Raw genomic sequence first — 25,070 nt, 5'->3', positions numbered from 1 at the left:
TTATAAGAGTTTTCATTTTTTATTAAAGTTTTATGAAAATAAATTAGTATTTTTTGAACTTTTTTATAGAATAATACGTAGTAATAGTAGATGAAAATATGAGGAGGAATATTAAAATGAAAAAAGTAATCACCTTTATGTTAATTGTTATAATGTGTTTATCATTAATTGGATGTGGTAAGTCAAAAAAAGAAGTTAAAAATATACCTGTAGCTGATATAATGGCCGCTGTTGAAAAAGAAGTAGAGTTTAGACCTATGGAAAACTTTCAAAGTGGAGATATTTTAAATGCTCAATATTATATAAAGGATGAAGATGTAGAAGAATATATAATAAAGAAGGCAATGATGAATGTTTCAGCATCAGAAATTACAATAATTAAAGCAAAAGATGAATCAAAGGTTGAAACTATAAAAAATGGTGTAGAAAAAAGACAAGAGGATTTAGACAAACAGTGGTCTCAATATTTACCGGATCAACATGAATTAGTAAAAAATGCAAAAATAAAAGTTGTAGGAAATTATGTGATTTTTATAGTAGATGAAGAAAGTGAAAAAATAGAAAAAATAATAGATTCACAATTAAAATAAGATTATATAAAGGGGCTGTTGCAAAACTAACTTAAGGTTAGAAGAGTGATATGCTCCCTTTTTCACGTGTAATTTGATTAATGGTAAAAAAATTAAGAATCTATTTATAAAAGTATATAAGAAAGGTTTCATAAATTTTATTAATTAAAATTTTTATGTAATAATATATATGAATATAGCAATAAATATAAAAATGAAAAGAGGTTACAAAGATGAAAGTTGTAAAGGCAGAACTAAAAGCAATAAGATATAATGGGGTAGACGTAAAAGTTCATAATGGACTTATGGGGATATTAGTTTCAATGGATAAACAAAATATTACATTTAATGATTTAATTAACCATGATGTATATACTAAAGTTATATTACTTACAAGAAAATGTTGTTCTTGTGCTCCTACATTAATAATGGAAAGTGGCGTAAAGGAAGATGACGATAAAGAGATAATAGAATTGATAGATAGAATTTTAGAACTTATAGGTAATGACATAAAAGAAGCATTTGAAAAAGAAAAAAGATAGTAATATATAGTGAATGTCTTAAATTATAAAATTTAAGACATTCACTTTTTTATAAAGATTTTGCTGAAAATTACGAATATTAGATAGTGGACTAGTTTATAGAAATGAGACATAGATTAAGATATAAGGATGAAAAAAATGAAAAAAGAAGAAGTATACATTGTTGATTTTAAACTAGAGAATGAAGAGATTATAAAGCAATATTTTTACAGGTGGATAGAAAGTAGGAGGCATATTCCTAAAAATTTTACAAAAGAAATAAGATTAATGAGTGTAAGACCATACTATATGCCTTGTTACGTATGTAATTTAAAAATTCAATTAGATTACACTATAAGAGTGCAAAAAAGATATAAAATTCGAAGGGGAATGAGCACTATAATTGATGATGATGAAATGTTTTATATAAAAGATTATTCTCTTTTCGCATCTCAAGTGATACCTAGATATGATATGGATCAAATATCACCTTATGATTTTTCTAAAATGCATATAAGTGGAGATGAAACGAAAGATGCACCAAAAGAAAAATTTATTCAAGTATATGATGATTGTATAAATCATTATAAAGGTGCAGTTATGAAAAAATTAGAAGATGTTATTAATAAAAAACTCTTGAAACAGAATACTAAAGAAATGAAGAAAAAATTTTATAAAGTAAAATCACATGAAATAATTGATGAGGAATTTTATAAAGTATTAGTACCAGTTTGGGTATGCAAGTATTCCTATAACATGAAAACTTACTATTGTATATTTAATGGTCAAAGTGGAAAAGAGTTTGGACATACACCTTCTAGAAAAATAGATAAAATATTTCTATCAGTGGTTATTTTCTTAATAATAATGATAATATCAGTTTTTTTATTTATATATATGATTAAATAAAATATAATAAAGTTAAAGAAATTTATATTAGGGCGTTTTTAAATATTTTAAAAATATTTAAAAATGCTTTTTTATATGTTTTTTTAGAATATAGTCTAAAATCAAAATTAAAGCCAACTATATTTGAAATGCAAATTCAATATTTATAAAATTCAAACAAACGTACAATAAAAAGAATAAATAAAAATAATATACGTATTATGTCGAACAAAAATAAAAATATTTTCAAAAAAGTACTTTTAAAAAAGAAAAATTATGTTATAATAACAATATCGAATGATTATAAAAAAAATAAAAATAATGTTCGTATTAAAGAATGGCTTAGGGGGAAAAGTTATGCAAAATCAAATTTTTACTATTTATGTTGAGAAAAAACCGAATTTTAATTTGGAATCACAGGGAATGTTAAGAGATTTTACTGTAAATCTTAAGCTGAATAATTTAAAAAATGTAAAAGTCATAAATAGATATGATATAAAGGGAATAAATAGTCATGAATGTGAATTAGTTAAAGATTTTATTTTAAGCGAAGTAAATGTAGACAATTTATATGAAAAAATTAATATAGAAAATAAAAATTCATTTAGGGTTGAATATCTTCCAGGCCAATATGATCAAAGGGCAGACTCAGCTATGCAGTGTATTCAAATATTAACTCAAAAAGAAGATTTAAAAGTTAAAACTAGTAAAATAATTATTTTAGAAGGATTACTTAGTGAGAATGACGTAGAAAAAGTGAAAAAATACTACATAAATAATGTGGATTCTAGAGAAGTACCAGTAAATGAAATGGCTAAATTTAATGAAGAAAATCTTGAGATTAAGCCAGTTCAAATTATAGAGGGGTTTATAAATTTAGAAGAAGATCAATTGGATAATTTTATAAAAGAAAGATCTTTAGCAATGACATTGGATGATTTAAAGCTTGTTCAAAGTTACTTTAAAAATGAAGAAAAAAGGAATCCTACTATAACGGAAGTTAAAGTTATAGAAACTTATTGGTCAGATCATTGTAGACATACTACATTTCAAACAATATTAACAGATATTGAAATTGAAGAGGGTAAATTTTCAAAACCTATAAAAGAGGCTTTAGAAATATATAATAATTATAGAAATGAGTTATATAAAGACAAAGATAAAGCTGTGACACTTATGGACATAGCCGTAATTGGAATGAAAAAGTTAAGAGCTATAGGAAAATTAGATGATTTAGATGTTTCAGAAGAAATAAATGCTTGTAGCATAATTATAGATGCAGATATTGATGGGAAAAATGAGAAATATTTAGTGATGTTTAAAAATGAAACACACAATCATCCAACAGAAATTGAACCTTTTGGAGGAGCATCTACTTGTCTAGGTGGAGCTATAAGGGATCCGCTTTCAGGAAGAAGTTATGTATATCAGGCTATGAGGATTACTGGATGTAAAAATCCTAAGGAAGATTTAAAAAATACATTAAAAGGAAAATTACCACAAAGAAAAATTACAAAAGAAGCGGCAAAGGGATATAGCAGCTATGGAAATCAAATAGGGTTAGCAACAGGATATGTACAAGAATTGTACCATGATGGTTATGAAGCAAAAAGAATGGAAGTTGGTGCAGTTATAGCAGCAGCACCTTATGAAAATGTAATAAGAGCAAACCCACAACCTACAGATAAAATCATTCTATTAGGTGGAAGAACAGGAAGAGATGGGGTTGGTGGTGCTGCAGGTTCATCTAAAGAACATAATGAAAAATCTCTTGAAAGTTGTAATGCTGAAGTTCAGAAAGGAAATGCTCCAACGGAGAGAAAAATTCAAAGGTTATTTAGAAATAAAAAAGTTACAACAATGATTAAAAGATGTAATGATTTTGGAGCGGGAGGAGTTTCTGTTGCAATAGGTGAACTTGCTCCAGGATTAAAAATAAATTTAGATTTAGTTCCTAAAAAATATGAAGGATTAAATGGAACTGAAATTGCAATATCAGAATCACAAGAAAGAATGGCAGTAGTAGTTAGTGAAAAAGATGTGGAGAAATTTATAGAATATGCACAAAATGAGAATTTAGAAGCTGTAGCAGTTGCGGAGGTTACAGAAGAAAAACGTATAGTAATGAATTTTAATGGTCAAGAAATTTTAAATATTTCAAGAGATTTCTTAGATACTAATGGAGCAAAAAGTTTTAATAAAGTTAAAGCAATAGCACCAAAGGAATCAGAAAATTATTTTGAAAAAAATATTTTTATGAAAAATACTTTTGAAGAAACAATAAAAGGTTTGATTGGAAATTTAAATATATGTTCACAAAAGGGGTTAATAGAAAATTTTGATTCTTCAATTGGAGGAAATACAGTAATTATGCCTTTCGGAGGCAGATATCAACAAACGCCCAATGAGGCAATGGTATGTAAACTTCCAGTTTTAGGAGGAGAAACTTCAACAGGTACAATAATGTCACATGGATTTAATCCATATATATCATCATGGAGTCCATTCCATGGAGCGTTTTATGCAGTTATAGAAAGTTTAGCAAAAATTGTTGCTATAGGTGGAGATTATAAAAAAGTTAGATTATCACTTCAAGAATATTTTGAAAAGCTAGGATGTGATAAAGAAAAATGGGGTAAGCCATTTTCAGCATTATTAGGAGCATTATACGCACAACATAGTTTTCAGATACCAGCTATAGGCGGAAAAGATAGTATGTCAGGAACTTTTAAAGATTTAAACGTACCTCCAACATTAATATCTTTTGCAGTATCAACAGTGGATGTTAATAAAGTTGTAACTCAAGAATTTAAAAAGTTTAATAGCAAGGTAATTTCTATAAATGCTAAAAAGAATGAACAGGAAATTGTAGATATAGATAAATTAAAACTTAATTTTGAAAAAATACATTCACTTATAGACAAAGAACTGGTTTTAGCATCCTATACATCAAAGTTTGGGGGGAGATTAGAGGCAGTAATTAAAATGGCTTTAGGAAATAAAATAGGATTTAAATTTAGTAAAGGATTAAATTTAAATGAAATTACTAAATTAAATTATGGAACTATTATATTAGAAATTAGTGATAATGTTAATTTGGAAAAAGAACTAGAAAATATTGATTATACTATTTTAGGGGAAACAACAAAGGAATACAACATACAGTGGAACAATGAAGTAGTTAATTTAGATGAAATAGAAAGCATTTATAATATGCAATTAGAAGAAATTTTTCCAACTGATTATACAAATAAAAGTATATACAATAAAAAAATAGAAAATTATAAAGTTAAAAACAAGTTAGAAATTAAGTCACCTTTAATAAAGGTTGCAAAGCCAAAGGTTGTAATTCCTGTATTCCCAGGAACTAATTGTGAGTATGATTGTGAAAGAGCATTTATAAAAGCGGGAGCAGAAGTTGAACAGGTTGTATTTAAAAATTTAACTTCAAAAGATATAGAGGAATCTATAGAAATTTTAGCTAAAAAAATAAAAACATCACAAATAGTTATGCTACCAGGTGGATTTAGTGCAGGGGATGAACCAGATGGTTCAGGTAAGTTTATAGCTACAGTATTTAGAAATAGCAAAATTAAAAATGAGGTCATGGAGCTATTAAAAAATCGTGATGGATTGATGTTAGGAATTTGTAATGGATTTCAAGCACTTATTAAACTTGGTCTTGTAACTTATGGCGAAATAACAGATTTAAATGAAAACAGTGAAACACTAACTAATAATTCAATAGGAAGACATATATCTTGTATGGTAAATACTAAAATAGTTTCAAATTCTTCACCATGGCTTTGTAAAACTAAGGTAGGAGATGTTTATACAATTCCAGTATCACATGGTGAAGGAAGATTTTATGGTAGTGAGGAAGGTATAAAAGCTTTATTTGAAAATGATCAAGTTGCTACACAATATGTTGATTTAAATGGAAATCCAACTTATGATATAAAATTCAATCCAAATGGTTCATTATATGCAATTGAAGGCATAACAAGTCCAGATGGAAGAGTATTTGGGAAAATGGGTCATAGTGAAAGAATAGGAACAAATGTTATAAAAAATGTTATAGGGAATCATGAACAGAAAGTTTTTGAGAGTGGAGTTCACTATTTTAAATAATAGATTTTAGGAGGGATATTTGTGAAAGTTGCAATTATATTTGGAAGTAAATCAGATACTGAAATTATGAGAAATGCTGCAAAATGTTTAAGAGAATTTGAAATCAATTTTGAGGCACATATTCTTTCTGCACATAGAGTGCCTGAAAAATTAGAAGAAGTTTTAAAACAGTTAGAAGAAGATGGCTGTGAATGTGTAATTGCAGGAGCTGGTCTTGCTGCACATTTACCAGGAGTTATAGCATCTAAAACTGTTATTCCAGTTATAGGAGTTCCTATAAAAGCAGAACTAAATGGATTAGATGCACTATATTCTATAGTACAAATGCCAAAGGGAATTCCAGTAGCTACAGTTGGTATAAATAATAGCTATAATGCAGCTATGTTAGCAGTACAAATATTATCTAATAAGTATCCTGAAATTAAAGAAAAATTAATTGATTATAGAAAAAATATGAAGAAAAACTTTATAAAAGAAAATGAAGGCGGGGTTGAATTATAATGGAGACTAAAAAATTAATGTATGAAGGAAAAGCAAAAAAAATATTTACATCAGATAAAGAAGATGAAGTAATTGTATATTACAAGGATGATGCTACTGCATTTAATGGTGAGAAAAAAGAAACTATTAATTCAAAGGGAATTTTAAATAATAGTATAACATCAAAGTTGTTTGAAATGTTAAATGATAGAGGTATAAATACTCATTTTATAAAAAAATTAAATGAAAGAGAACAACTTTGTAAAAAGGTTGAAATAGTTCCAGTAGAAGTAATAGTAAGAAATGTTGCAGCTGGTAGTATGGCAAAAAGATATGGTTTAGAAGAAGGTAGTGAATTAAAGACTACTGTTTTAGAAATAAGCTATAAAAATGATGATTTAGGAGATCCACTTATGAATGATTATCATGCTGTAGCTATGGGAATTACAACTTTTGATGAATTAAATGAAATATATGATAATGCAAGAAAAATAAATGAAATTTTAAAAGAATTTTATAAAAAACAAAATATAAAACTTGTAGATTTCAAATTAGAATTTGGAAGATTTAATGGGAAAATTCTTTTAGCTGATGAAATATCTCCAGATACATGTAGACTTTGGGATATGACAACGGGTATGAAATTAGATAAAGATAGATTTAGAAGAAATCTTGGTGATTTAGTAGAGGGATATACAGAAGTATTAAATAGAATGTCACAGGTGGAAAAATAGTATATATTTTGGTAGCAGTGAAAGCATCTTTAATAAAAGGGCAAAGGGTGGTAAAACATGGAAGATTTAAAAAAAGGGTATATTTATAATAATTTTTCTCCGGATAAATTTAAAGATGAATGTGGTGTATATGGAATTTTTAATACAGGAGAAGAACCATTAGAAGTAGGAAAAAGAGCATATTATGGACTTTATGCACTCCAACATAGAGGTCAGGAAAGTGCAGGAATAGTAAGTTTTGATGGTGAAAAAATGCATTCTCATAAAGATATGGGATTAGTTTCAGAAGTATTTAATAAGGAGATTCTTTCAAAACTTACTGGTTATAGTGCAATAGGTCATGTAAGATATTCTACTGCAGGTGGAAGCTGTATTAAAAATGCACAACCAATACTTGGAGAGTTTAAATTAGGAAATATAGCTATTGCACATAATGGAAATCTGACTAATGCAGATATAATAAGAGAACTTTTAGAAGATTCAGGATGCATATTTCAAACTTTAATAGATTCAGAGGTTATATTATATCTTATAGCAAGAAGTGCAAAAAAAGGAATTCTAAATGCAGTTGTTGATACAATGCAAGCAATAAAGGGTTCCTTTGCAATAACTATTCTTACAGAGAATGAACTTATAGGGGTTAGGGATCCCTATGGAATAAGGCCATTATGTATTGGAAAAATAAAAGATTCTTATGTTTTAGCATCAGAGAGCTGTGCTTTAGATGCAACAGGTGCTGAATTTATTAGAGATGTAGAAGCTGGAGAAATTGTAGTAATAAATAAAGAGGGGTTAAAAAGTATAAAATTTGGAGAAAAAAGCAAAAAAGCAGTATGTTCATTTGAATATATATATTTTGCAAGGCCAGATTCTAAAATAGATGGAATAAGTGTCCATAAATCAAGGTTTAAAGCTGGTCAGGAATTATATAGGGAGAACCCAGTAGAAGCAGATATAGTTGTAGCTGTTCCAGATTCAGGAATATCTGCAGCTATGGGATACTCAGAGGCTTCAGGAATTCCTTATGAATTAGGACTTATAAAAAATAAATATGTAGGAAGAACATTCATATCCCCAACTCAAGAAGAAAGAGAAAATGCTGTAAATGTAAAACTTAATGTTTTAAAAGAAAATGTTAGTGGAAAAAGGGTTGTCTTAATAGACGATTCTATAGTAAGAGGAACTACAAGTAAAAGGTTAGTTGAACTTTTAAGAGAGGCAGGAGCTAAAGAGATACATTTTAGGGTTTCATCACCAGTAGTTAAATTTCCATGTTATTTAGGTATAGATACTCCATATAGACGAGGCCTTATAGGTGCAAACATGGGAGTTGAGGAAATTTGCAACATAATAGGGGCAGATACTTTGGGATATTTATCAAAGGAAAAACTTTTAGAATGTCTAGATGAAAATATGGATTTTTGTATGGGATGTTTTCAAGGTGAATATCCAATATCAGCACCAATAAAATTTGAAGAATAAAACTTATAATTTTGTATAGTGGATAGTTGAATTAAAAAAACAGAAATAGCTATCCACTAAAAATTACATACATTTGGTGAAAGAGAGGAATGGGGAGAATGATAACTTATAAAGATGCAGGGGTCAATATAGAAGAAGGTTACAAAGCTGTTCAGCTTATGAAAGAGTATACTAAAAAAACTATGACAAGTGGAGTTTTAAATGGGTTAGGTAGTTTTGCTGGTATGTTTGAAATAGGATGTGGTTATGAAAATCCAGTATTAGTTTCAGGCACAGATGGAGTAGGAACTAAACTTGAAATTGCAATAAGCTTAAATAAGTTTGATACTATTGGTATAGACTGTGTGGCTATGTGTGTTAATGATATTTTGTGTCATGGTGCAAAACCAATATTTTTCTTAGATTATATAGCCTGTGGAAAATTAGAGTCCAACATTGCTGCTGATATAGTTAAAGGAGTTTCAAATGGATGCATACAATCAAGTGCAGCACTTATAGGTGGAGAAACTGCTGAAATGCCAGGGATGTATAAAGATGGAGATTATGATTTAGCAGGATTTGCAGTTGGAATTGTAGATAAAAAAGATATTATAGATGGAAGTAAAATAAAAGAAGGGGATGCACTAATAGGAATTGCATCTTCAGGAGTGCATAGTAATGGATATTCTCTTGTAAGAAAGCTAATAAAAAACTATGATGAAAAATTAGGTGATAAAACTTTAGGGGAGATTCTTTTAACTCCAACAAAAATATATGTAAAATCAGTTATGGAGATTATGAAAAGATTTGAAATACATGGTATGGCACATATAACTGGTGGTGGATTTTATGAAAATATTCCAAGGATGTTTAAAGGTGATTTAACTGCTGAAATAGAGAAGGATTCTTTTGAAATTCCAGAAATATTCAAATATTTAATGGAAAAAGGTGTAGATGAAAACCATATGTTTAACACATATAACATGGGAGTAGGAATGGTATTAGCTGTAGAGGATAATGATGCAACAAAGATTATAGAAACTTTAGATAAGTTAGGGGAAAAAGCATATAAAATAGGAAAAGTTGTATCAGGAGGGGAAGGCATTTGTTTAAAATAGCAGTTTTAATATCTGGAAGTGGAACTAATCTACAAAGTATAATTGACAATATCAAAGATGGGTACTTGAAAAACTGTACCATTGAATATGTAATTAGTGATAAAAAAGATGTATTTGGCTTAAAACGAGCAAAAGAAAACAATATAAAAACTATGGTATTTGATAAAAATGAACTAAAAGAAGACTTAAGTTACAGCATATTAAAATCTCTTAAAGGAAAAGTAGATTTAATAGTGTTAGCAGGTTTTACTTCTATATTAAAAGAAAATATAATAGATGAATTTAGGAATAAAATTATAAATATACATCCATCATTGATACCAAGTTTTTGTGGAAAAGGTATGTATGGATTAAAAGTTCATGAAGCAGTAATTGAATATGGTGTAAAAATAAGTGGATGCACAGTTCATTTTGTAGATCATGGAACAGATACAGGATCTATAATAATTCAAAAAGTAATTGACGTTAAAAGCACGTACAGTGCAAAGGAATTACAGCAAGAAGTTTTAAAAATTGAACATAAGGCTCTTCCAGAAGCTATAAAACTTATAAGTGAAGGAAGAATTAAAATAGATAAACGAAAAGTTATAGTAAGTTAAAACTATAAAAGTTAAAGGGTGATATTGATGATAAAAAGAGCATTAATAAGTGTATTTGATAAAACGAATATATTAGAATTTGTAAGATTTCTTCAAAAGAATAATGTTGAAATAATATCAAGTGGTGGAACTTATAAATATTTAAAAGAAAATCATATAGATGTAAAAGAGGTTTGTGAAATAACAAAAGCTGATGAGATGTTAGATGGAAGAGTTAAAACCCTTCATCCTAATATACATGGTGGCATACTGGCAATTAGAGATAATAAAAATCATATGGACACATTAAAAGAAAGAAAAATAGAAACTATAGATTTAGTTTGTGTAAACTTATATCCGTTCTTTGAAAAAGCTAAAGAAGATTTAGCTTTTGAAGAAAAAATAGAATTTATTGATATAGGTGGTCCAAGTATGCTAAGAAGTGCTGCAAAGAATTTTAAAGATGTTCTTGTTGTTAGTGATATTAAAGACTATGAAACTGTTATAAAGCAAATTAATGAAAATGGTGATGTAGATTATAAAACAAGAAAAAGTTTTGCAGCAAAAGTATTTAATTTAACTACTGCTTATGATGCCGCAATATGCAAATTTTTACTTGAAGAAGATGATGAAGAAAATTATTTTACTGCTTCATATGTAAAAGAAAATAATTTAAGATATGGTGAAAATAGTCATCAAAGTGCAATGGTTTATAAAAATACTAATGGATTCGGAATGCTTAATAATATAATTAAATTAAATGGAAAAGAACTATCTTACAATAATATAAAAGATATGGATATTGCATGGAAAGTTGTAAATGAATTTGAAGAAATAGCTTGTTGTGGATTAAAACATAATACACCATGTGGAGTGGCTATTGGAAATACTGTAGCAGATGCTTATAAAAAAGCACATAGTTGTGATCCGGTATCAATATTTGGAGGAATAGTAGCAATAAACAGGACTATTGATAAAGAAACAGCAACAGAGATGATAAAGACATTTTTAGAAATTGTAATAGCTCCAGATTTTACAGAAGAAGCTATCACAATTTTAAAAGAAAAGAAAAATTTAAGGGTTATAAAATGTACATCAAAGCCAAATGATAAAAAAGAAATTATATCTATAGATGGTGGTTTATTGGTTCAAGAATTAGATAAAAAAATGTATGATGATTTAAAAGTAGTTACAAAGGAAAATCCAAGTAATGAAGAAATGGAAGAGCTAATGTTTGCGATGAAAGTTTGCAAATATGTAAAATCTAATGCCATAGTTGTATCTAAAGATAAAAAAGCTATAGGTATAGCAGGTGGACAAGTTAATCGAATATGGGCAACAAAGCAAGCACTTGAAAGAGGAGAAGGAGCTACAGTATTGGCTTCTGATGCATTTTTTCCATTTAGGGATTGCGTAGATGAAATAGCAAAATCAAATATAAAAACTATAATTCAACCCGGTGGGTCGTTAAGAGATCAAGAATCAATAGATGCCTGTAATGAGTATGGAATAAGTATGGTATTTAGTGGAATAAGACATTTTAAGCATTAAATTTAAGAGTAAATCAAATAGTTACTAACTAAAGTTTAGGAGAGTGAAACATGAAGATATTGTTAGTAGGTAATGGTGGTAGAGAACATGCATTAGCACATAAGATGGCACAAAATCCTATAGTTGAAAAAATATATTGTTCTAAAGGAAATGGTGGAACTTATTTTGAAAAAAAATGCGAAAATATAGATATAGACAATATAGATGACCTAATAAATTTTGCACAAACTAATAATATTGAACTAACAGTTGTAGGTCCAGAAAAAGAGCTTTGTGAAGGAATTGTAGATAAATTTAAAGAAAAAGGTCTTAGGATTTTTGGACCAAGTAAAGAGGCAGCTCAACTAGAAGGCAGTAAAGCATTTTCAAAAGATTTCATGAAAAAATATGGCGTAAAAACTGCAGAGTATAGTAAGTTTTATAATTTAAAAGAAGCATTAAATTATGTTGAGAATTGTGTCTTACCAGTGGTTATAAAAGCAGATGGCCTAGCAGCAGGTAAAGGCGTTGTTATAGCAGAAAAAAGAGAAGAGGCAATAAAAGCAGTAAAAGATTTTATGGAAGATAAAATTTTAGGTAATGCTGGAGAAGGTTTAGTTATAGAGGAATTTTTAGAAGGTGTTGAAGCATCTATACTTTCTATAACAGATGGAGAAGTGATAATACCTTTTATATCTGCAAAAGATCATAAAGCTATAAATGATGGCAACAAAGGGCCTAATACAGGGGGAATGGGCACAATCGCTCCCAACCCATATTGTAATGAAGAAGTTTTGAAAGATTTTACAAAACATATAATGATACCAACATTAAACGGGATAAAAAAAGAAAAGTTGGATTATGTTGGCATAATCTTTTTCGGAATTATGATAACTAAAAAAGGCATATATTTACTTGAATATAATGTTAGAATGGGAGACCCTGAAACACAAGTAGTACTTCCGCTTATGGAAAGTGACTTAGTAGAACTAATAAATAGTGCTATAGATAAAAAATTAAAAAGTACTAAAGTTATATTCAAAAATCAGCATGCTTGTTGTGTTATAGCTTCATCGAAGGGATATCCGATAAAATATGAAAAGGGTTTTGAAATAACAGGAGTAAACAAAGTTAAAGCTAAAACTTTTTTTGCGGGAGCAGAAGAGAAAAATGGAAAATTAGTAACTAATGGTGGAAGAGTATTAGGGGTAACCTCAATAGGAGAAACACTAGAGGAAGCAAGATATAAAGCTTATGATAACATAAATAAAATATATTTTGATGGTATGTATTATAGGAAAGATATTGGAAAATAGATTTAGAACAAAAAACATTATGAGTTTCATAGTGTTTTTTATTTTAATATGAAAATTATCTAAATAAAAAGAATTTGTTATTTCTTTATGATATAATTAAAAAGTGATTTTAAAAGTGTATATACATATTATTATAGATAGGAGTGAAATACTTGGAATTACTTGAAAAGTTTTTTAAAGATTGGGGAATACCAATTTTATGTGCTGTTTTTTTAGCATTTTTGGTAAACAGATTCATATTCTTTAATGTTAATGTACCAACAGAATCTATGTATCCAACTATAAAACCTGGTGATAAGATATTTGTTACTAGAATTTATAATCAGGAATCACTTCAAAGAGGAGATATTATAGTATTTAAATCAGATGAATTGGAAGAAGATTTAATAAAAAGACTTATAGGTCTTCCAGGTGATCACATTGAAATAAAAGCTGATGGAACTATGTATATTAATGGTAAACTAATTGAAGAAGATTATGTAGTCTATAATAGTGACAAAGAAGCTATTTTTGATGTTCCAGAAGATTGTTATGTATTTTGTGGAGACAATAGAAATAATTCATTGGATGCAAGATATTGGGATAATCCGTATATAAATTATAAAGATATAAAAGGAAAAGCAAGGTTTATAATAAGCCCATTTAGCAGATGGGGAAAATTGAATTAACACTGAAAGCTATATTAAAATTTTAGTATAGCTTTTTTATTGTTTATTTTTAATAGTTAACGATAAATTTTCTTAACAGATAACTTTAAATAATGTAAAATATACATATAAATGTAGGGGGAGGAGAGAAAATGAAGAAGTTTATAAAAGATTGGTTATGGATAATTATAGTAGCATTAATAATAGCAGGGGTAACTAATAAATTTATTTTTTTTAATATAAAAGTAACAACTGGATCAATGTTACCAACAATACAGTTAGATGATACCATATTTTGTACAAAAATTTATGGTGAAAAGTCTATTAAAAGAGGAGAAATAATAGTTTTTGAATCAAAAGAATTAAAAGATGACTTGGTTAAAAGAGTAATAGGACTTCCAAATGATCATGTTGAATTTAAAAATGATGGAACTGTTTATATAAATAATAAGAAGTTAGAAGAGCCTTATGTAGTTAATAATAGTGATAAGACTGGAATTTTTGATGTTCCTGAACATTGTTATCTTTTTGCAGGGGATAATAGGGCTACATCATTAGATGCAAGAAGTTGGGATAATCCTTACATAAATTATAAAGATATAAAAGGAAGAGCTAAATTTGTAATAATGCCTTTTAGTAGATGGGGAAAATTAGATAAATAATTAAAAGCTATATTAAAATTTAAATTTTAATATAGCTTTTAATTATGGAGTTTCTTAACAGATAACTTTAAATAATGTAAAATAAAATTATTAAATATAGTTAGGAGAGAAAGTATGAAGAAGGTTATAAAAGAATGGCTGGGGATAATTTTAATAGCATTAATAATAGCAGAGGTAACTAACAAATTAATTTTTTTTAATATAAAAGTTCCTACAGGTTCAATGTTACCAACAATACAATTAGATGATGTTATATTTTGTACGAGAATTTATGGTGAGAAATCAATTGAAAGAGGAGAAATAATAGTTTTTAAATCAAAAGAACGAGATGAAGATTTAGTTAAAAGGGTAGTAGGGCTTCCAAATGATCATGTTGAATTTAAAAATGATGGAACTGTGTATATAAATAATAATAAGTTAGAAGAGCCTTATGTGGTTAATAATAGTGATAAAACTGGAATTTTTGATGTTCCTGAACATTGTTATCTTTTTGCAGGGGATAATAGGGCTACGTCATTAGATGCAAGAAGTTGGGATAATCCTTACATAAATTATAAAGATATACAAGGAAAGGCAATATTTGTAATAAAGCCTTTTAGTAGATGGGGAAAACTTAAATAATAAAATAATCCTTTAAAATACATATAAGTGTTTTAAAGGATTATTTTATTTTAAATAAATATAAATTTAAAAAATAATAATTTTTCAATTAAATAAAAATATTTTTTATTTAATTATTGAGTTTGTTCATGAAAAGTGCAATAATTAAATTATAAGTTAACAAAATGTTAAAAATTATTTTCCAAGAAAGGAAGTTGTATATATGGATATTAATCAAAGAATTGACGCTATGCGTAATGAAATTATTGCCTCAACAGCAGAACTTGTTAAAATAAGAAGTTTGGAAGGTGAAGCTAAACCAGGTATGCCTTTTGGAGAAGATGTAGATAAGGCTTTACAATGTGCTTTAAAAATGTCAGAAAAGTTAGGCTTTAAAACAGTTAATGTTGATGGATATGCAGGATATGCAGAAATCGGAGAAGGTGAAGAATACGTTGCATCTCTTGGACACTTAGATTTAGTTCCAGAAGGAGATGGATGGATGTATCCACCATATGCTGCTGAGATACATGACGGAAAAATGTATGGAAGAGGAACTTCTGATGATAAAGGACCGGTTGTTGCTTGTCTATATGCATTAAAAGCAATAAAAGATTCAAATCTTCCAATGTCAAAAAGAATAAGAGTTATATTTGGAACAAATGAAGAAACTGGTGGGGAAGACATTCCATATTACTTAAAAAAAGAAAAAGCACCAGTATTAGCGTTTACGCCAGATGCTGATTTCCCAATAATAAATGGAGAAAAAGGTATAACAATATTTGATTTAGTTAAAAATTTTGTTCCATGTGACAAAGAGGGTAAAGTTATAATTGAAAGCATAGTTGGTGGAAATGCTGCAAATATGGTTCCAGATTATTGTGAAGCAGTTTTAACTTGTGCAAATGCTGAAGAAGTTAAAAATACAGTAGAAGCTTTTGCAAAAGACAAAAAATATGAAATGACAGTTAATATAGAAGGTAATAAAGCAATTATTAAATCTATAGGAGTTTCTGGACATGGAAGTACACCAGAACAAGGAAAAAATGCTATAATGCAATTAGTTACATGTTTAGCAACTTTAGATTTAAGAGATGATGAAGTATCTGATTATGTTAAATTCTTTGATGAAAAAGTTGGTATGGAAGTAGATGGAAAGAGCTTTGGAGTTTATCTTGAAGATGAACCATCAGGAACATTGTCATTTAATTTAGGAAAAATTAATTTAAATAGAAAAAGTGGATCAACTACATTAAACTTAAGATATCCAGTTACAAAAACGTTAGATGATATGATGACTCCATTATGTACAACTTTAGGAACTACAGGAATAATGATGGAAAACTTCTCTCATCAAGAACCTTTATACTTTGAAACAGATCATCCATTAATTCAAAAATTAGCAAAAGCTTATAGTGAACAAATGGACGAAGAAGCTAAATTTGTTTCAATAGGAGGAGGTACTTATGCTAAAGAAATGCCTAACACAGTAGCATTTGGACCAACATTCATAGGACAGCCGAGTACAGTTCATCAACCAAATGAATATATAGATATAGAAGAATTAATAAGAATTTCAAAAATATATGCACATGCATTATATGAATTAGCAAAATAATTAATAAAATAATAGAAAACACCTAAGAATTTTTCTTAGGTGTTTATTTTTAATTAGAAAAATAAAAATATAAATTTGCAAACAAATAAAATCTTTATAAAATTCAATATTTTTTAAAAATATTATAAAATATATGGATAAAATAGGAAGGTGATGTTATAATATAAATATATTGTTAATAAGTTAAAAGAAATTTAATAATTATTTAGGAGCGTATTATGATTTTTTTATCTATGGTATCTTTAATTACTGCTATAATTTTATTAGTGTTTATGGAAAACCCTTCAATAATATTAGCTTTTGGTCTTATATCTATAAGCTTTATAAGTTCTTTAAGCAGTTTAAAAAAACTATCCAATAATGTTGAAGGTGCTTTAAAAAATAAAGAATTTAAAATAATAAGTAATAAATCAATTAGTATTTGTTCTGCAATTTTAATTTTGAATGTATTTATTGTAAGTTCATTAATTTTAATTTTCTTTTTACAAAAAATAACTTAATATAGATTTTTGAGTCTGAAAATTTAAAATGTTAAATAAATATACTGATATACTTAATATGTATACTCAGTTATTTTTATTTAATTTTATTAATTAAAAATAACTTTATAATGAGCATTTAATTGGAATAATATGACTCTATTTTAAATAGTATTATACAGTAAAAATTAAATTTCATTGTGAGGTTTTTTATTATGAAAATAAAAGAAATAAAAATAGGTAAAATAGATATACCGTTAAAAAGAAAGTATAAGCTTCCAACAAGAGAAATAACAACTTCAGAAGAAGTTGTTATAAAAATTATAACTGATACTGGAGAAATTGGTTATGGTAGTGCAGCTCCAGCACCAATGGTTACTGGAGAGACAGAGAATTCTATAATTGGGGCTATAAGATATATAGAAGATTATATAAAGGGTATGGAAATTAGCTCTTTAGAATCTATAATAACTACTATGGAAAAAGTTATTAGAAGAAATCCAAGTGCTAAGGCTGCCATAGATATAGCACTTTATGATTTAGCAGGAAAGAAGTATAATGAGCCTTTATATAAGTTTTTAGGAGGAAGTACAAATGTTACTATAACAGATACAACTATAATGAATGATTCTATTGAAAATATGGCCAAAAATTCATTAGAAGCTATGCTTAATGGTTATACAGATTTGAAAATTAAGTTAGGGTATGGGAGTTTTGAAAGGGATATTGAAATTCTTCAGGTTATTAAAAAGTCAATAAGAAAATCTGCAAGAATAAGAATAGATGGTAGTGGTGCATGGAGTGCAAAGGAAGCAATAAAAATAATAAAAAAATGTGAAGAAATAGGACTTGATATAGATTTTGTAGAGCAACCAGTTAAATATTGGGATATAGAAGGTTTAAAGAAAGTTAAAGATAGTGTGGATACTATGATTTTAGCTGATGAATCTGTATTTGGATATTCTAGTGCAGAAGCTTTTAGAGTAATAAAGAATAGAACTTGCGATTATATAAATTTAAAACTTATGAAAAGTGGAGGAATCCATAATGCAATAAAAATATATAATATGGCAGAGACTATGGATATAAAGTGCATGATGGGATGCATGATAGAAAGTAAAATAGGTATAACTGCTGCTGCTAGCATGGCGATGGCTAAAGATAATATGATAACCTCAGATTTAGATACTATGCTTATATTTGAAGAAGATCCTATAGTAGGTGGAGCAACTTTTGAGAAAAATAAAATAATATTAAATGATGAGCCAGGTCTTGGAATTAAAGAAATAAAAGGATGGAAAGAAATAAAATAAAGGACACCATAGGTGTCCTTATTATTTTGTAGATATTATAGCTAATTTATGAAGGGCTCTAGTTGCCATTACATATCTTAATTTTTTTATATTATCGTAGTAATTATTTTTATATTTATTACTCTCAATTAGTATAACACCATCAAATTCTAATCCTTTTGCAAAATATGAAGGTATTATTGTAATTCCATGAGTATATTTTATATAGTCTTTATTAATTAATTTAAAGTTCAATTTATTTTGCAACATAGAGTTCAATTCTAAAGCTTCATTTTCATCATAGGTTACTATAGCTATATTTTCTAAATTTTCATCTCTCATTTTTTGAGCAATAGATATTATTTGTGATTCTAACTCAGACTTAGAATTAGAGATAGTCTTTTCAACTTGTTCACCAGAACGGACTAATGGAACTATTTTATCTTCATCTAGAAAATTATTAGCATAGTCCATTATTTCTTTAGTAGAACGATAGCTTTTATCTAGTTTATAGTTAGAAACTTCTAAGTCATTTAAATAATTACCTAAGGTTAACATAGCTGGTTCACCATTTAAAGGTAATAGACGTTGATTACTATCACCAACAATTGTAAATGAATTACACTTAGTAATTTCTTTTATTGTAGCAAATTGAACTGGAGAATAATCTTGTGCTTCATCTATTACCACATGTTTTATCTCATCTTTTAATTTAAATCCTTCTAATTTAACTTTAAGATATAGAATTGCAGCTAAATCTAATTCTGTTAAATCTAAGTTAGTATTAAACTCAGTATAAAGATCCATAATAGATGGTGCATTTAAATAAGATAAAGATTTTTTTAGTTCTATTATATCTTGTATAAGTTCTTGTATTGCAAGTTTTCTTTTGAAGTCTAAATCATTTATTTCTAAAATTAATTCATCTTTAGAAAGTTTTGATTTAATAACCTTGAAATTATTTTCAATAGCTCTAAATTCTGTATCTCTAGCATCTTTTAGCTTAGAAAAAATTATTTTTTTAATTCTTTTGCTTCGTTTGAATAGAGGCATGTATTTAAAATCTTCTTCAAACATATTTTGAATATCCTCTTTGCTTATAATTAAATTACCTCTAAGGGATATATCCTCATATTTAAATAAGTTAGCATTAAGAGACTCTATATATGTATCTAGTGATATTTTGAAATCTATGGAAGATTTATAAGCAATTTCTTCTATAAATGTTTTATCACCGTTTAATACTTTTTCCATAACATCTTTTAATGAAAAAGCTTCTTCTAAATCTAAAATTTCAAGAGCAAAATCTATAAATGTAGATTGTTTTACTCCACTTTCTCCAAGGCTAGGAAGCACATCAGATATATAATCCATAAATATGTGATTAGGGCCTAGGATAAGAACTTTGTTTTCTAAAGATTCTCTGTTGTTATATAAAAGGTATGCCACTCTATGAAGAGCAATGGTAGTTTTACCACTACCAGCTACACCATCAACAACAAGTGCTTTATATTTATCTTCTCTTATAATTTCATCTTGTTCACTTTGTATTGTCATTATAATATCTTTTAATTTTTGTGATGAATTCTTACTTAATACCATTTGAAGTATATCATCATTTACATTCACTGCAGAATCAAACATTCCTTCAAGTATGCCTTTTTTTATTATGAATTGACGTCTGCCTAATATATTTACATCAACTTTTCCCATAGGAGCATTATAGTGACTTTCTCCTAAAGAACCATGATAGAATAATGATGATACAGGGGCTCTCCAGTCAACAACAACTGGTTCAAAGGTGTTATGAGGAGTAACACCAAACCTACCTACATATATCTTATCTATTCCAAAATCTTCTTCTCTAAATTCAACATTTCCAAAGTAAGGAGAAGTTTTAAGGATATTAAGTTCCTTAAGTTTTGTATCAATAGATTTAAAGGCTTCTTCTTTTACATACCTTTCATGGTCAAAGTAATCAATTAATTTATCTTCATCATCTTTATAGTCATCTAATATATTCTTTCTATATTCAACTATGTAATCAACGATTTCTTTTCTTTTATCTAAGTATATCAATATTTCATCATTAATTAACTCAATTACCTCTGATAATTTTTCTTTTTCTATACCGAATTCTAGTTCTTTTTTTAATTCATCGTTCATAAAAAATCCTCCCTTCAAAGGCTGTAAAAACAAAATTTTTCTATGACACTATTTATAAGTTTAAACAAATTATGAAAACTTATAACAATAGAGTACCTAATATTATAACCCTAGATTTATAATATTAAAAGATAAAGATAGTAAATTTTAAAATTTCTTAGTTCATAAATAAATATATTAAAATTTAATGTCAAAATCATATAATGGAAAACTTAGAATTGTAATAAAAAAATATAATATAAATCTAATAATAATACAGTTAAAACTAAAGTGTATAATTATGCAATGATATATTAGAAAACATGAATATAAACATTGAGAAGTTAAAAAATATTTTTAGATAATCGCTAAGATTGAAGATTTATAAAAGTAATAAGACAATATTTATAAAATATTTAGAATATTCTATGAATTTTACAATTATTGTGGTATATTTATACTAAAAGAAAATAAAATCGCATAAATATTATTCTATATAAACTTTTAGATAAATTTATAAGTAATATAAATATAATTTTAATTTATAAAAGGGGGAGACTTTCATGGGAAGTGACAAAATGTGTAAAAAACCATCACTTATGGTATCTTTAATACCATTTATTTCGTTAATAATATTTATGTTATTAGGTGTAATTGTATTTGATTCTGCACCGCAAATTCCTTTAATTATATGTTGTGTAATAACAGCTTTTATAGGTAAAGTTTTAGGAATAAGTTGGGATGACATGGAAAAGGCAATGATAGAAACTAATTCTATGGCTATGCAAGCTAACTTTATTATTATGATAGTTGGATGTTTGGTTGGAACTTGGATTGCAGGTGGAGTAGTTCCAGGTATGATATACTATGGCTTGAAAATGTTTACACCAACAATGTTTTTATTTTTACTACCAGTGATATGTGCCATAGTATCAGTGTCAACTGGTAGTGCGTGGACTACAGCAGGAACTATGGGAACAGCAGCAATGGGAATTGGAGCTGGACTTGGTATACCAGCACCTATAGTAGCAGGAGCAGTTGTAAGTGGAGCATCTTTTGGAGATAAATTATCACCATTATCAGACAGTACAAATTTAGCTGCTGGAGTAGTTGGAACAAATGTTTTTGATCATATAAGGCATATGCTTTATACAACAATACCAAGTTTTACCATAGCAGTAAGTTTGTTTGGTCTTATTGGTCTTAAATATAAAGGAGCTATTGTAGACACAACTCAAATTGATGCTATATCCAAGACTATATTGGCAACATTTCATATAAGTCCATTAATTTTCATTGCACCTTTATCAGTAATATTAATGATAATATTTAAAGTTCCTGCTATACCAGGAATGATAGGCGGCGCTACAATTGGAACAATATTTGCGTTTTCACAAGGAAATAGTATACCAGAAGTTTTACATGCATTATTTTATGGAGTTCAACTAAGTACTGGAAATACAATGGTAGATTCTCTTTTAAATAGAGGTGGATTACTTTCAATGATGGAAACAATTTCTCTTGTTATGTGTGCATTAGCTTTTGGTGGACTAGTTAAGAGAATAGGTTGTTTAGATACTATAATATCCGTAATACTTAAACACTGTCATAGCAGAGGAAGTATTATTCTATCCAATATAGTAAGTTGTATAGCCATGAATTTTATGGCAGCAGATCAATATATGTCAATAGTTATTCCAGGTCAAATGTACAAGCCTGTATATGAAAAATTAAACTTACATCCTACAAATTTATCAAGAGTTTTAGAAGATGCAGGAACTTTAACTTCTGGGTTAGTACCATGGTCAACCTGTGGTGCAATTTACTTTACAACCTTAGGGGTAAGTGCTTTTGCTTATGCACCATTCCACTTTTTAGGATTTATTAATCCATTAGTTTCAGCATTTTATGGTTATACAGGTATAGCATTAAAACCATTAGATTCAAGCAAACCAATAGGAAATATATTAAGTGAAAATAATGCTTTAGATAAAGATAATACAGTTAAAATATAAAGAAAAAAGGTAGCTTACTAAGCTACCTTTTATTTTTATAAAAAGTATATTATTGACACTCTAATATTATACGACGTATAATATACATAAAGATATAATATTATAGGTAAAAATAATAAGGTTAAATTAATTTATAAAATTTTATTATAAATAAAAAGATATTTTTAGTATTTAAAGTTATCCCTATATTAATGAAATAAGGAGGACAAAAAATGGCTTTTCAGTTAGGAGCTGCTTTATTAGATGCATGCGTATTAGCCATCCTAATGAAAGAAGATACGTATGGATATGTGCTAACTCAGCAAGTTAGAGAAATTATGAATATTTCTGAATCTACATTATATCCAGTACTTAGGAGACTACAAAAGGAAGGATGCTTACAAACCTATGATCAACCTTTTCAAGGTAGAAATAGACGTTATTATAAAGTAACAGAAGAAGGCAAAATAAAATTTAAAGAGTATTTTAATGAGTGGAATGATTATAAAAGTAAAGTTGATAAAGTTTTAAAGGGAGGGATAATTGATGAATAGAGTAGAATTTATTAGTGAATTGAGGTCTAAATTAAAAAGATTGCCTAAAGATGAAATTGAAGATGCTTTAAATTACTATAATGAATATTTTGATGAAGCTGGTATAGAGGATGAGCAGCAAGTTATGGAATCTCTAGGTTCTCCATGTGATATAGCATCACAAATATTAGCGGATTATTCACTTAAAGATATGTCTTTAAAGCCTAACTCTACTAAAAAAGGGATTTCAGCAGTTTGGTTTGCTATATTGGCAGTTTTTGCAGCACCAATAGCACTACCATTAACAATAGCAATCTTTTTAACTGTAGGAGCTATTGGGGTTGCAGTAATAGCTATTATCATTGCATTTTTATTAACTATGATAGCTATGGGCGGAGCAGGAATAGTTGCAGTTATTTCAGGAATTGTTGTGATTTTTAAAGATATACCAACAGCACTTATATTTATCGGTGGAGGAATTGTAGTAGTTGGAATTGATGCTTTAATTTTTCTACCTATAACATATTTAGCAAACAAAGGTTTCAGATTTATAGCTAATACAACAAATAAGATATTAAATAAAGCTAAAAAGAGAAGGGGGGTTAAAGGAAATTATGAATAAAAGAGTTAGAAAAAGAATAGCAATTATAGCTATTGGTATGATATGTGTAGGAAGCATAATGACTTATATTGGATATTTGTTAGGTGGTTCAAAAGACATAAGTTTAAATATAAAAGATGGATTAATTATAAATAGTTCAAAGGAAAGATATAAAGAAACTATTTCTTTAGATGAGTTTAATAGTATTGATGTTGAATGCAACACTAATATAGAATTTTTAAAATCAGATAAATATGAGTTAGAATTTGATGTTCCACAAAACAGTGGAAAGATTTCCTATTATATTAAAGAGGGTAAATTATTTTTAAAGCAAGACATAGAAAGGGGAGTAAATTTTAATTTTGATTTAGGCGTTGAAAAGAATAATTCAGAGAAAGGTTACATTAAAATATATGCTCCAAAGGAAATGAAATCTAAAGAGTTAAAAATAACATCTAGATTTGGAAATATAACAGTAGATGGTTTAGAGGCCAGTGGTACTATTAATATGAATATGAGTAATGGTAAGTTAAATGCTAGTAATATTAAAGCTCAAAATATTAATGTTTCTAATAAATACGGTGGAGTTAAACTTGAAAATGTTAATTGTAATGGGTTGGATGTAACTTTAAATAATGGTAAGTATATTGGAAATAATGTATCTACTAAGAATTATACTTTAAGAAATAGTTATGGTAATAATGACCTTTCTAATAGCAAAAGTGAAATATTAAATATTGACATTAAAAATGGTGAATTAAATATTGATAGCATGAATGGTGGAAATGCTAATATAGTTAATAATTATGGAAAAGTGTATGCAAATGCGTTACAAACAAATGATTTAAAAATGAATTTAACTAATGGAAATGCAGAAATTAATGGTGAGTTTAAAGGTACATCAGAAATAAATTCAAAGTATGGAAATGTGTTAATTAACACCTCTTTAAATAAGGAAGATTATGATTATGATATTAAAAGTGACTTTGGAAAAATTAAAATAAATGATAAACAATATGAAAAACAGGCCGAAAGAAATGAAGGCTCTAGTAATATTTTAAAGGTTAAGTTAAATAATGGAGATGCTAACTTAAACTTTAAATAGTGTAATAAGCTCAGTAAAATACTGGGCTTATTTTTATGGAAAAATTAAAAACTTTATAAAACCTTTAA

22 protein-coding genes are annotated in these 25,070 nt (G+C 27.6%); 21 read left to right on the top strand and 1 reads right to left on the bottom strand.

Annotation, left to right across the window (positions count from 1 at the left end; translation table 11 throughout):
* Positions 1–116: 116 nt before the first annotated feature.
* From KQI36_RS06625 to KQI36_RS06545, 17 genes are all read left to right on the top strand, one after another.
* Positions 117–590, top strand: a complete 474-nt coding sequence (locus KQI36_RS06625) for a DUF4358 domain-containing protein (RefSeq protein WP_216450222.1) — start codon at positions 117–119, stop codon at positions 588–590.
* A gap of 212 nt (positions 591–802) precedes the next feature.
* The gene (locus KQI36_RS06620; RefSeq protein WP_216450221.1) at positions 803–1,111 is read left to right on the top strand and encodes a hypothetical protein; all 309 of its coding nucleotides are present in this window, start codon (positions 803–805) and stop codon (positions 1,109–1,111) included.
* A 138-nt stretch (positions 1,112–1,249) separates the two neighbouring features.
* Positions 1,250–1,999 carry a hypothetical protein gene (locus KQI36_RS06615; protein ID WP_216450220.1) on the top strand — a complete coding sequence of 250 codons (750 nt, stop codon included), beginning with the start codon at positions 1,250–1,252 and terminating at the stop codon, positions 1,997–1,999.
* A 336-nt stretch (positions 2,000–2,335) separates the two neighbouring features.
* Positions 2,336–6,109: a phosphoribosylformylglycinamidine synthase gene (locus KQI36_RS06610; protein WP_216450219.1), complete on the top strand. Its 3,774-nt coding sequence runs from the start codon at positions 2,336–2,338 to the stop codon at positions 6,107–6,109.
* A 21-nt stretch (positions 6,110–6,130) separates the two neighbouring features.
* Positions 6,131–6,610 (top strand): 5-(carboxyamino)imidazole ribonucleotide mutase, encoded by a 480-nt coding sequence (gene purE / locus KQI36_RS06605; protein WP_010294463.1) that lies wholly within the window; start codon positions 6,131–6,133, stop codon positions 6,608–6,610.
* On the top strand, positions 6,610–7,323 hold the full coding sequence (purC, locus tag KQI36_RS06600) for a phosphoribosylaminoimidazolesuccinocarboxamide synthase (RefSeq protein ID WP_216450218.1): 714 nt from the start codon (positions 6,610–6,612) through the stop codon (positions 7,321–7,323). Before purE ends, purC begins: the two co-directional genes overlap by 1 nt.
* 57 nt (positions 7,324–7,380) lie before the next feature.
* Entirely contained in the window at positions 7,381–8,805 is a 1,425-nt protein-coding gene (gene purF, locus KQI36_RS06595) for an amidophosphoribosyltransferase (RefSeq protein ID WP_216450217.1), read from the top strand.
* 98 nt (positions 8,806–8,903) lie between these two features.
* Positions 8,904–9,902, top strand: coding sequence for a phosphoribosylformylglycinamidine cyclo-ligase (purM, locus tag KQI36_RS06590; RefSeq protein ID WP_216450369.1), 999 nt, complete (start codon positions 8,904–8,906; stop codon positions 9,900–9,902).
* Complete coding sequence (gene purN / locus KQI36_RS06585) at positions 9,890–10,501, top strand: phosphoribosylglycinamide formyltransferase (protein WP_216450216.1); 612 nt, start codon at positions 9,890–9,892, stop codon at positions 10,499–10,501. The genes purM and purN overlap by 13 nt, the downstream gene beginning before the upstream one ends.
* 27 nt (positions 10,502–10,528) lie before the next feature.
* The gene (gene purH / locus KQI36_RS06580) at positions 10,529–12,031 is read left to right on the top strand and encodes a bifunctional phosphoribosylaminoimidazolecarboxamide formyltransferase/IMP cyclohydrolase (RefSeq protein WP_216450215.1); all 1,503 of its coding nucleotides are present in this window, start codon (positions 10,529–10,531) and stop codon (positions 12,029–12,031) included.
* A 50-nt stretch (positions 12,032–12,081) separates the two neighbouring features.
* The gene (gene purD, locus KQI36_RS06575; protein WP_216450214.1) at positions 12,082–13,326 is read left to right on the top strand and encodes a phosphoribosylamine--glycine ligase; all 1,245 of its coding nucleotides are present in this window, start codon (positions 12,082–12,084) and stop codon (positions 13,324–13,326) included.
* A gap of 152 nt (positions 13,327–13,478) precedes the next feature.
* Positions 13,479–13,994, top strand: a complete 516-nt coding sequence (gene lepB / locus KQI36_RS06570; RefSeq protein WP_010294451.1) for a signal peptidase I — start codon at positions 13,479–13,481, stop codon at positions 13,992–13,994.
* A 131-nt stretch (positions 13,995–14,125) separates the two neighbouring features.
* On the top strand, positions 14,126–14,635 hold the full coding sequence (gene lepB / locus KQI36_RS06565; protein ID WP_216450213.1) for a signal peptidase I: 510 nt from the start codon (positions 14,126–14,128) through the stop codon (positions 14,633–14,635).
* Between the two features lie 114 nt (positions 14,636–14,749).
* Complete coding sequence (gene lepB / locus KQI36_RS06560) at positions 14,750–15,256, top strand: signal peptidase I (RefSeq protein WP_216450212.1); 507 nt, start codon at positions 14,750–14,752, stop codon at positions 15,254–15,256.
* 202 nt (positions 15,257–15,458) lie between these two features.
* Positions 15,459–16,853 carry a dipeptidase PepV gene (pepV, locus tag KQI36_RS06555; protein WP_010294447.1) on the top strand — a complete coding sequence of 465 codons (1,395 nt, stop codon included), beginning with the start codon at positions 15,459–15,461 and terminating at the stop codon, positions 16,851–16,853.
* 218 nt (positions 16,854–17,071) lie between these two features.
* Complete coding sequence (locus KQI36_RS06550) at positions 17,072–17,353, top strand: hypothetical protein (protein ID WP_216450211.1); 282 nt, start codon at positions 17,072–17,074, stop codon at positions 17,351–17,353.
* A gap of 194 nt (positions 17,354–17,547) precedes the next feature.
* Positions 17,548–18,645, top strand: coding sequence for a mandelate racemase/muconate lactonizing enzyme family protein (locus KQI36_RS06545; RefSeq protein WP_216450210.1), 1,098 nt, complete (start codon positions 17,548–17,550; stop codon positions 18,643–18,645).
* Positions 18,646–18,666: 21 nt separating this feature from the next.
* Here the strand turns inward: KQI36_RS06545 and KQI36_RS06540 are convergent, their stop codons facing one another.
* The gene (locus tag KQI36_RS06540) at positions 18,667–20,790 is read right to left on the bottom strand and encodes a HelD family protein (protein WP_216450209.1); all 2,124 of its coding nucleotides are present in this window, start codon (positions 20,788–20,790) and stop codon (positions 18,667–18,669) included.
* Positions 20,791–21,332: 542 nt separating this feature from the next.
* On the opposite strand from KQI36_RS06540, the gene nhaC reads away from it, so the two are divergent.
* From nhaC to KQI36_RS06520, 4 genes are all read left to right on the top strand, one after another.
* The gene (nhaC, locus tag KQI36_RS06535; RefSeq protein ID WP_216450208.1) at positions 21,333–22,784 is read left to right on the top strand and encodes a Na+/H+ antiporter NhaC; all 1,452 of its coding nucleotides are present in this window, start codon (positions 21,333–21,335) and stop codon (positions 22,782–22,784) included.
* Between the two features lie 212 nt (positions 22,785–22,996).
* Positions 22,997–23,317 (top strand): PadR family transcriptional regulator, encoded by a 321-nt coding sequence (locus tag KQI36_RS06530; RefSeq protein ID WP_216450207.1) that lies wholly within the window; start codon positions 22,997–22,999, stop codon positions 23,315–23,317.
* On the top strand, positions 23,310–23,918 hold the full coding sequence (locus tag KQI36_RS06525; RefSeq protein WP_216450206.1) for a DUF1700 domain-containing protein: 609 nt from the start codon (positions 23,310–23,312) through the stop codon (positions 23,916–23,918). Before KQI36_RS06530 ends, KQI36_RS06525 begins: the two co-directional genes overlap by 8 nt.
* Positions 23,911–25,002 carry a DUF4097 family beta strand repeat-containing protein gene (locus KQI36_RS06520; RefSeq protein ID WP_216450205.1) on the top strand — a complete coding sequence of 364 codons (1,092 nt, stop codon included), beginning with the start codon at positions 23,911–23,913 and terminating at the stop codon, positions 25,000–25,002. The genes KQI36_RS06525 and KQI36_RS06520 overlap by 8 nt, the downstream gene beginning before the upstream one ends.
* The last annotated feature ends 68 nt before the right edge of the window (positions 25,003–25,070 follow it).

It is taken from the genome of Clostridium senegalense (assembly GCF_018916625.1).
Taxonomy (GTDB): Bacteria; Bacillota; Clostridia; order Clostridiales; family Clostridiaceae; genus Clostridium_J; species Clostridium_J senegalense.
Note: the sequence above shows the minus strand (reverse complement) of the source record. Positions and strands in the feature narration are given on the sequence as shown.

What these genes read in the sequence shown, in the direction of transcription:
- KQI36_RS06625 (WP_216450222.1), top strand. Translation starts at nt 117, where the DNA reads ATGAAAAAAGTAATCACCTTTATGTTAATTGTTATAATGTGTTTATCA.
- pepV (WP_010294447.1), top strand. Translation starts at nt 15,459, where the DNA reads ATGGATATTAATCAAAGAATTGACGCTATGCGTAATGAAATTATTGCC.
- purF (WP_216450217.1), top strand. Translation starts at nt 7,381, where the DNA reads ATGGAAGATTTAAAAAAAGGGTATATTTATAATAATTTTTCTCCGGAT.
- KQI36_RS06540 (WP_216450209.1), bottom strand. Translation starts at nt 20,790, where the DNA reads ATGAACGATGAATTAAAAAAAGAACTAGAATTCGGTATAGAAAAAGAA.
- KQI36_RS06525 (WP_216450206.1), top strand. Translation starts at nt 23,310, where the DNA reads ATGAATAGAGTAGAATTTATTAGTGAATTGAGGTCTAAATTAAAAAGA.
- KQI36_RS06610 (WP_216450219.1), top strand. Translation starts at nt 2,336, where the DNA reads ATGCAAAATCAAATTTTTACTATTTATGTTGAGAAAAAACCGAATTTT.
- KQI36_RS06530 (WP_216450207.1), top strand. Translation starts at nt 22,997, where the DNA reads ATGGCTTTTCAGTTAGGAGCTGCTTTATTAGATGCATGCGTATTAGCC.
- nhaC (WP_216450208.1), top strand. Translation starts at nt 21,333, where the DNA reads ATGGGAAGTGACAAAATGTGTAAAAAACCATCACTTATGGTATCTTTA.
- lepB (WP_216450212.1), top strand. Translation starts at nt 14,750, where the DNA reads ATGAAGAAGGTTATAAAAGAATGGCTGGGGATAATTTTAATAGCATTA.
- purC (WP_216450218.1), top strand. Translation starts at nt 6,610, where the DNA reads ATGGAGACTAAAAAATTAATGTATGAAGGAAAAGCAAAAAAAATATTT.
- purH (WP_216450215.1), top strand. Translation starts at nt 10,529, where the DNA reads ATGATAAAAAGAGCATTAATAAGTGTATTTGATAAAACGAATATATTA.
- KQI36_RS06620 (WP_216450221.1), top strand. Translation starts at nt 803, where the DNA reads ATGAAAGTTGTAAAGGCAGAACTAAAAGCAATAAGATATAATGGGGTA.
- KQI36_RS06520 (WP_216450205.1), top strand. Translation starts at nt 23,911, where the DNA reads ATGAATAAAAGAGTTAGAAAAAGAATAGCAATTATAGCTATTGGTATG.
- KQI36_RS06550 (WP_216450211.1), top strand. Translation starts at nt 17,072, where the DNA reads ATGATTTTTTTATCTATGGTATCTTTAATTACTGCTATAATTTTATTA.
- KQI36_RS06615 (WP_216450220.1), top strand. Translation starts at nt 1,250, where the DNA reads ATGAAAAAAGAAGAAGTATACATTGTTGATTTTAAACTAGAGAATGAA.
- purM (WP_216450369.1), top strand. Translation starts at nt 8,904, where the DNA reads ATGATAACTTATAAAGATGCAGGGGTCAATATAGAAGAAGGTTACAAA.
- lepB (WP_216450213.1), top strand. Translation starts at nt 14,126, where the DNA reads ATGAAGAAGTTTATAAAAGATTGGTTATGGATAATTATAGTAGCATTA.
- KQI36_RS06545 (WP_216450210.1), top strand. Translation starts at nt 17,548, where the DNA reads ATGAAAATAAAAGAAATAAAAATAGGTAAAATAGATATACCGTTAAAA.
- purD (WP_216450214.1), top strand. Translation starts at nt 12,082, where the DNA reads ATGAAGATATTGTTAGTAGGTAATGGTGGTAGAGAACATGCATTAGCA.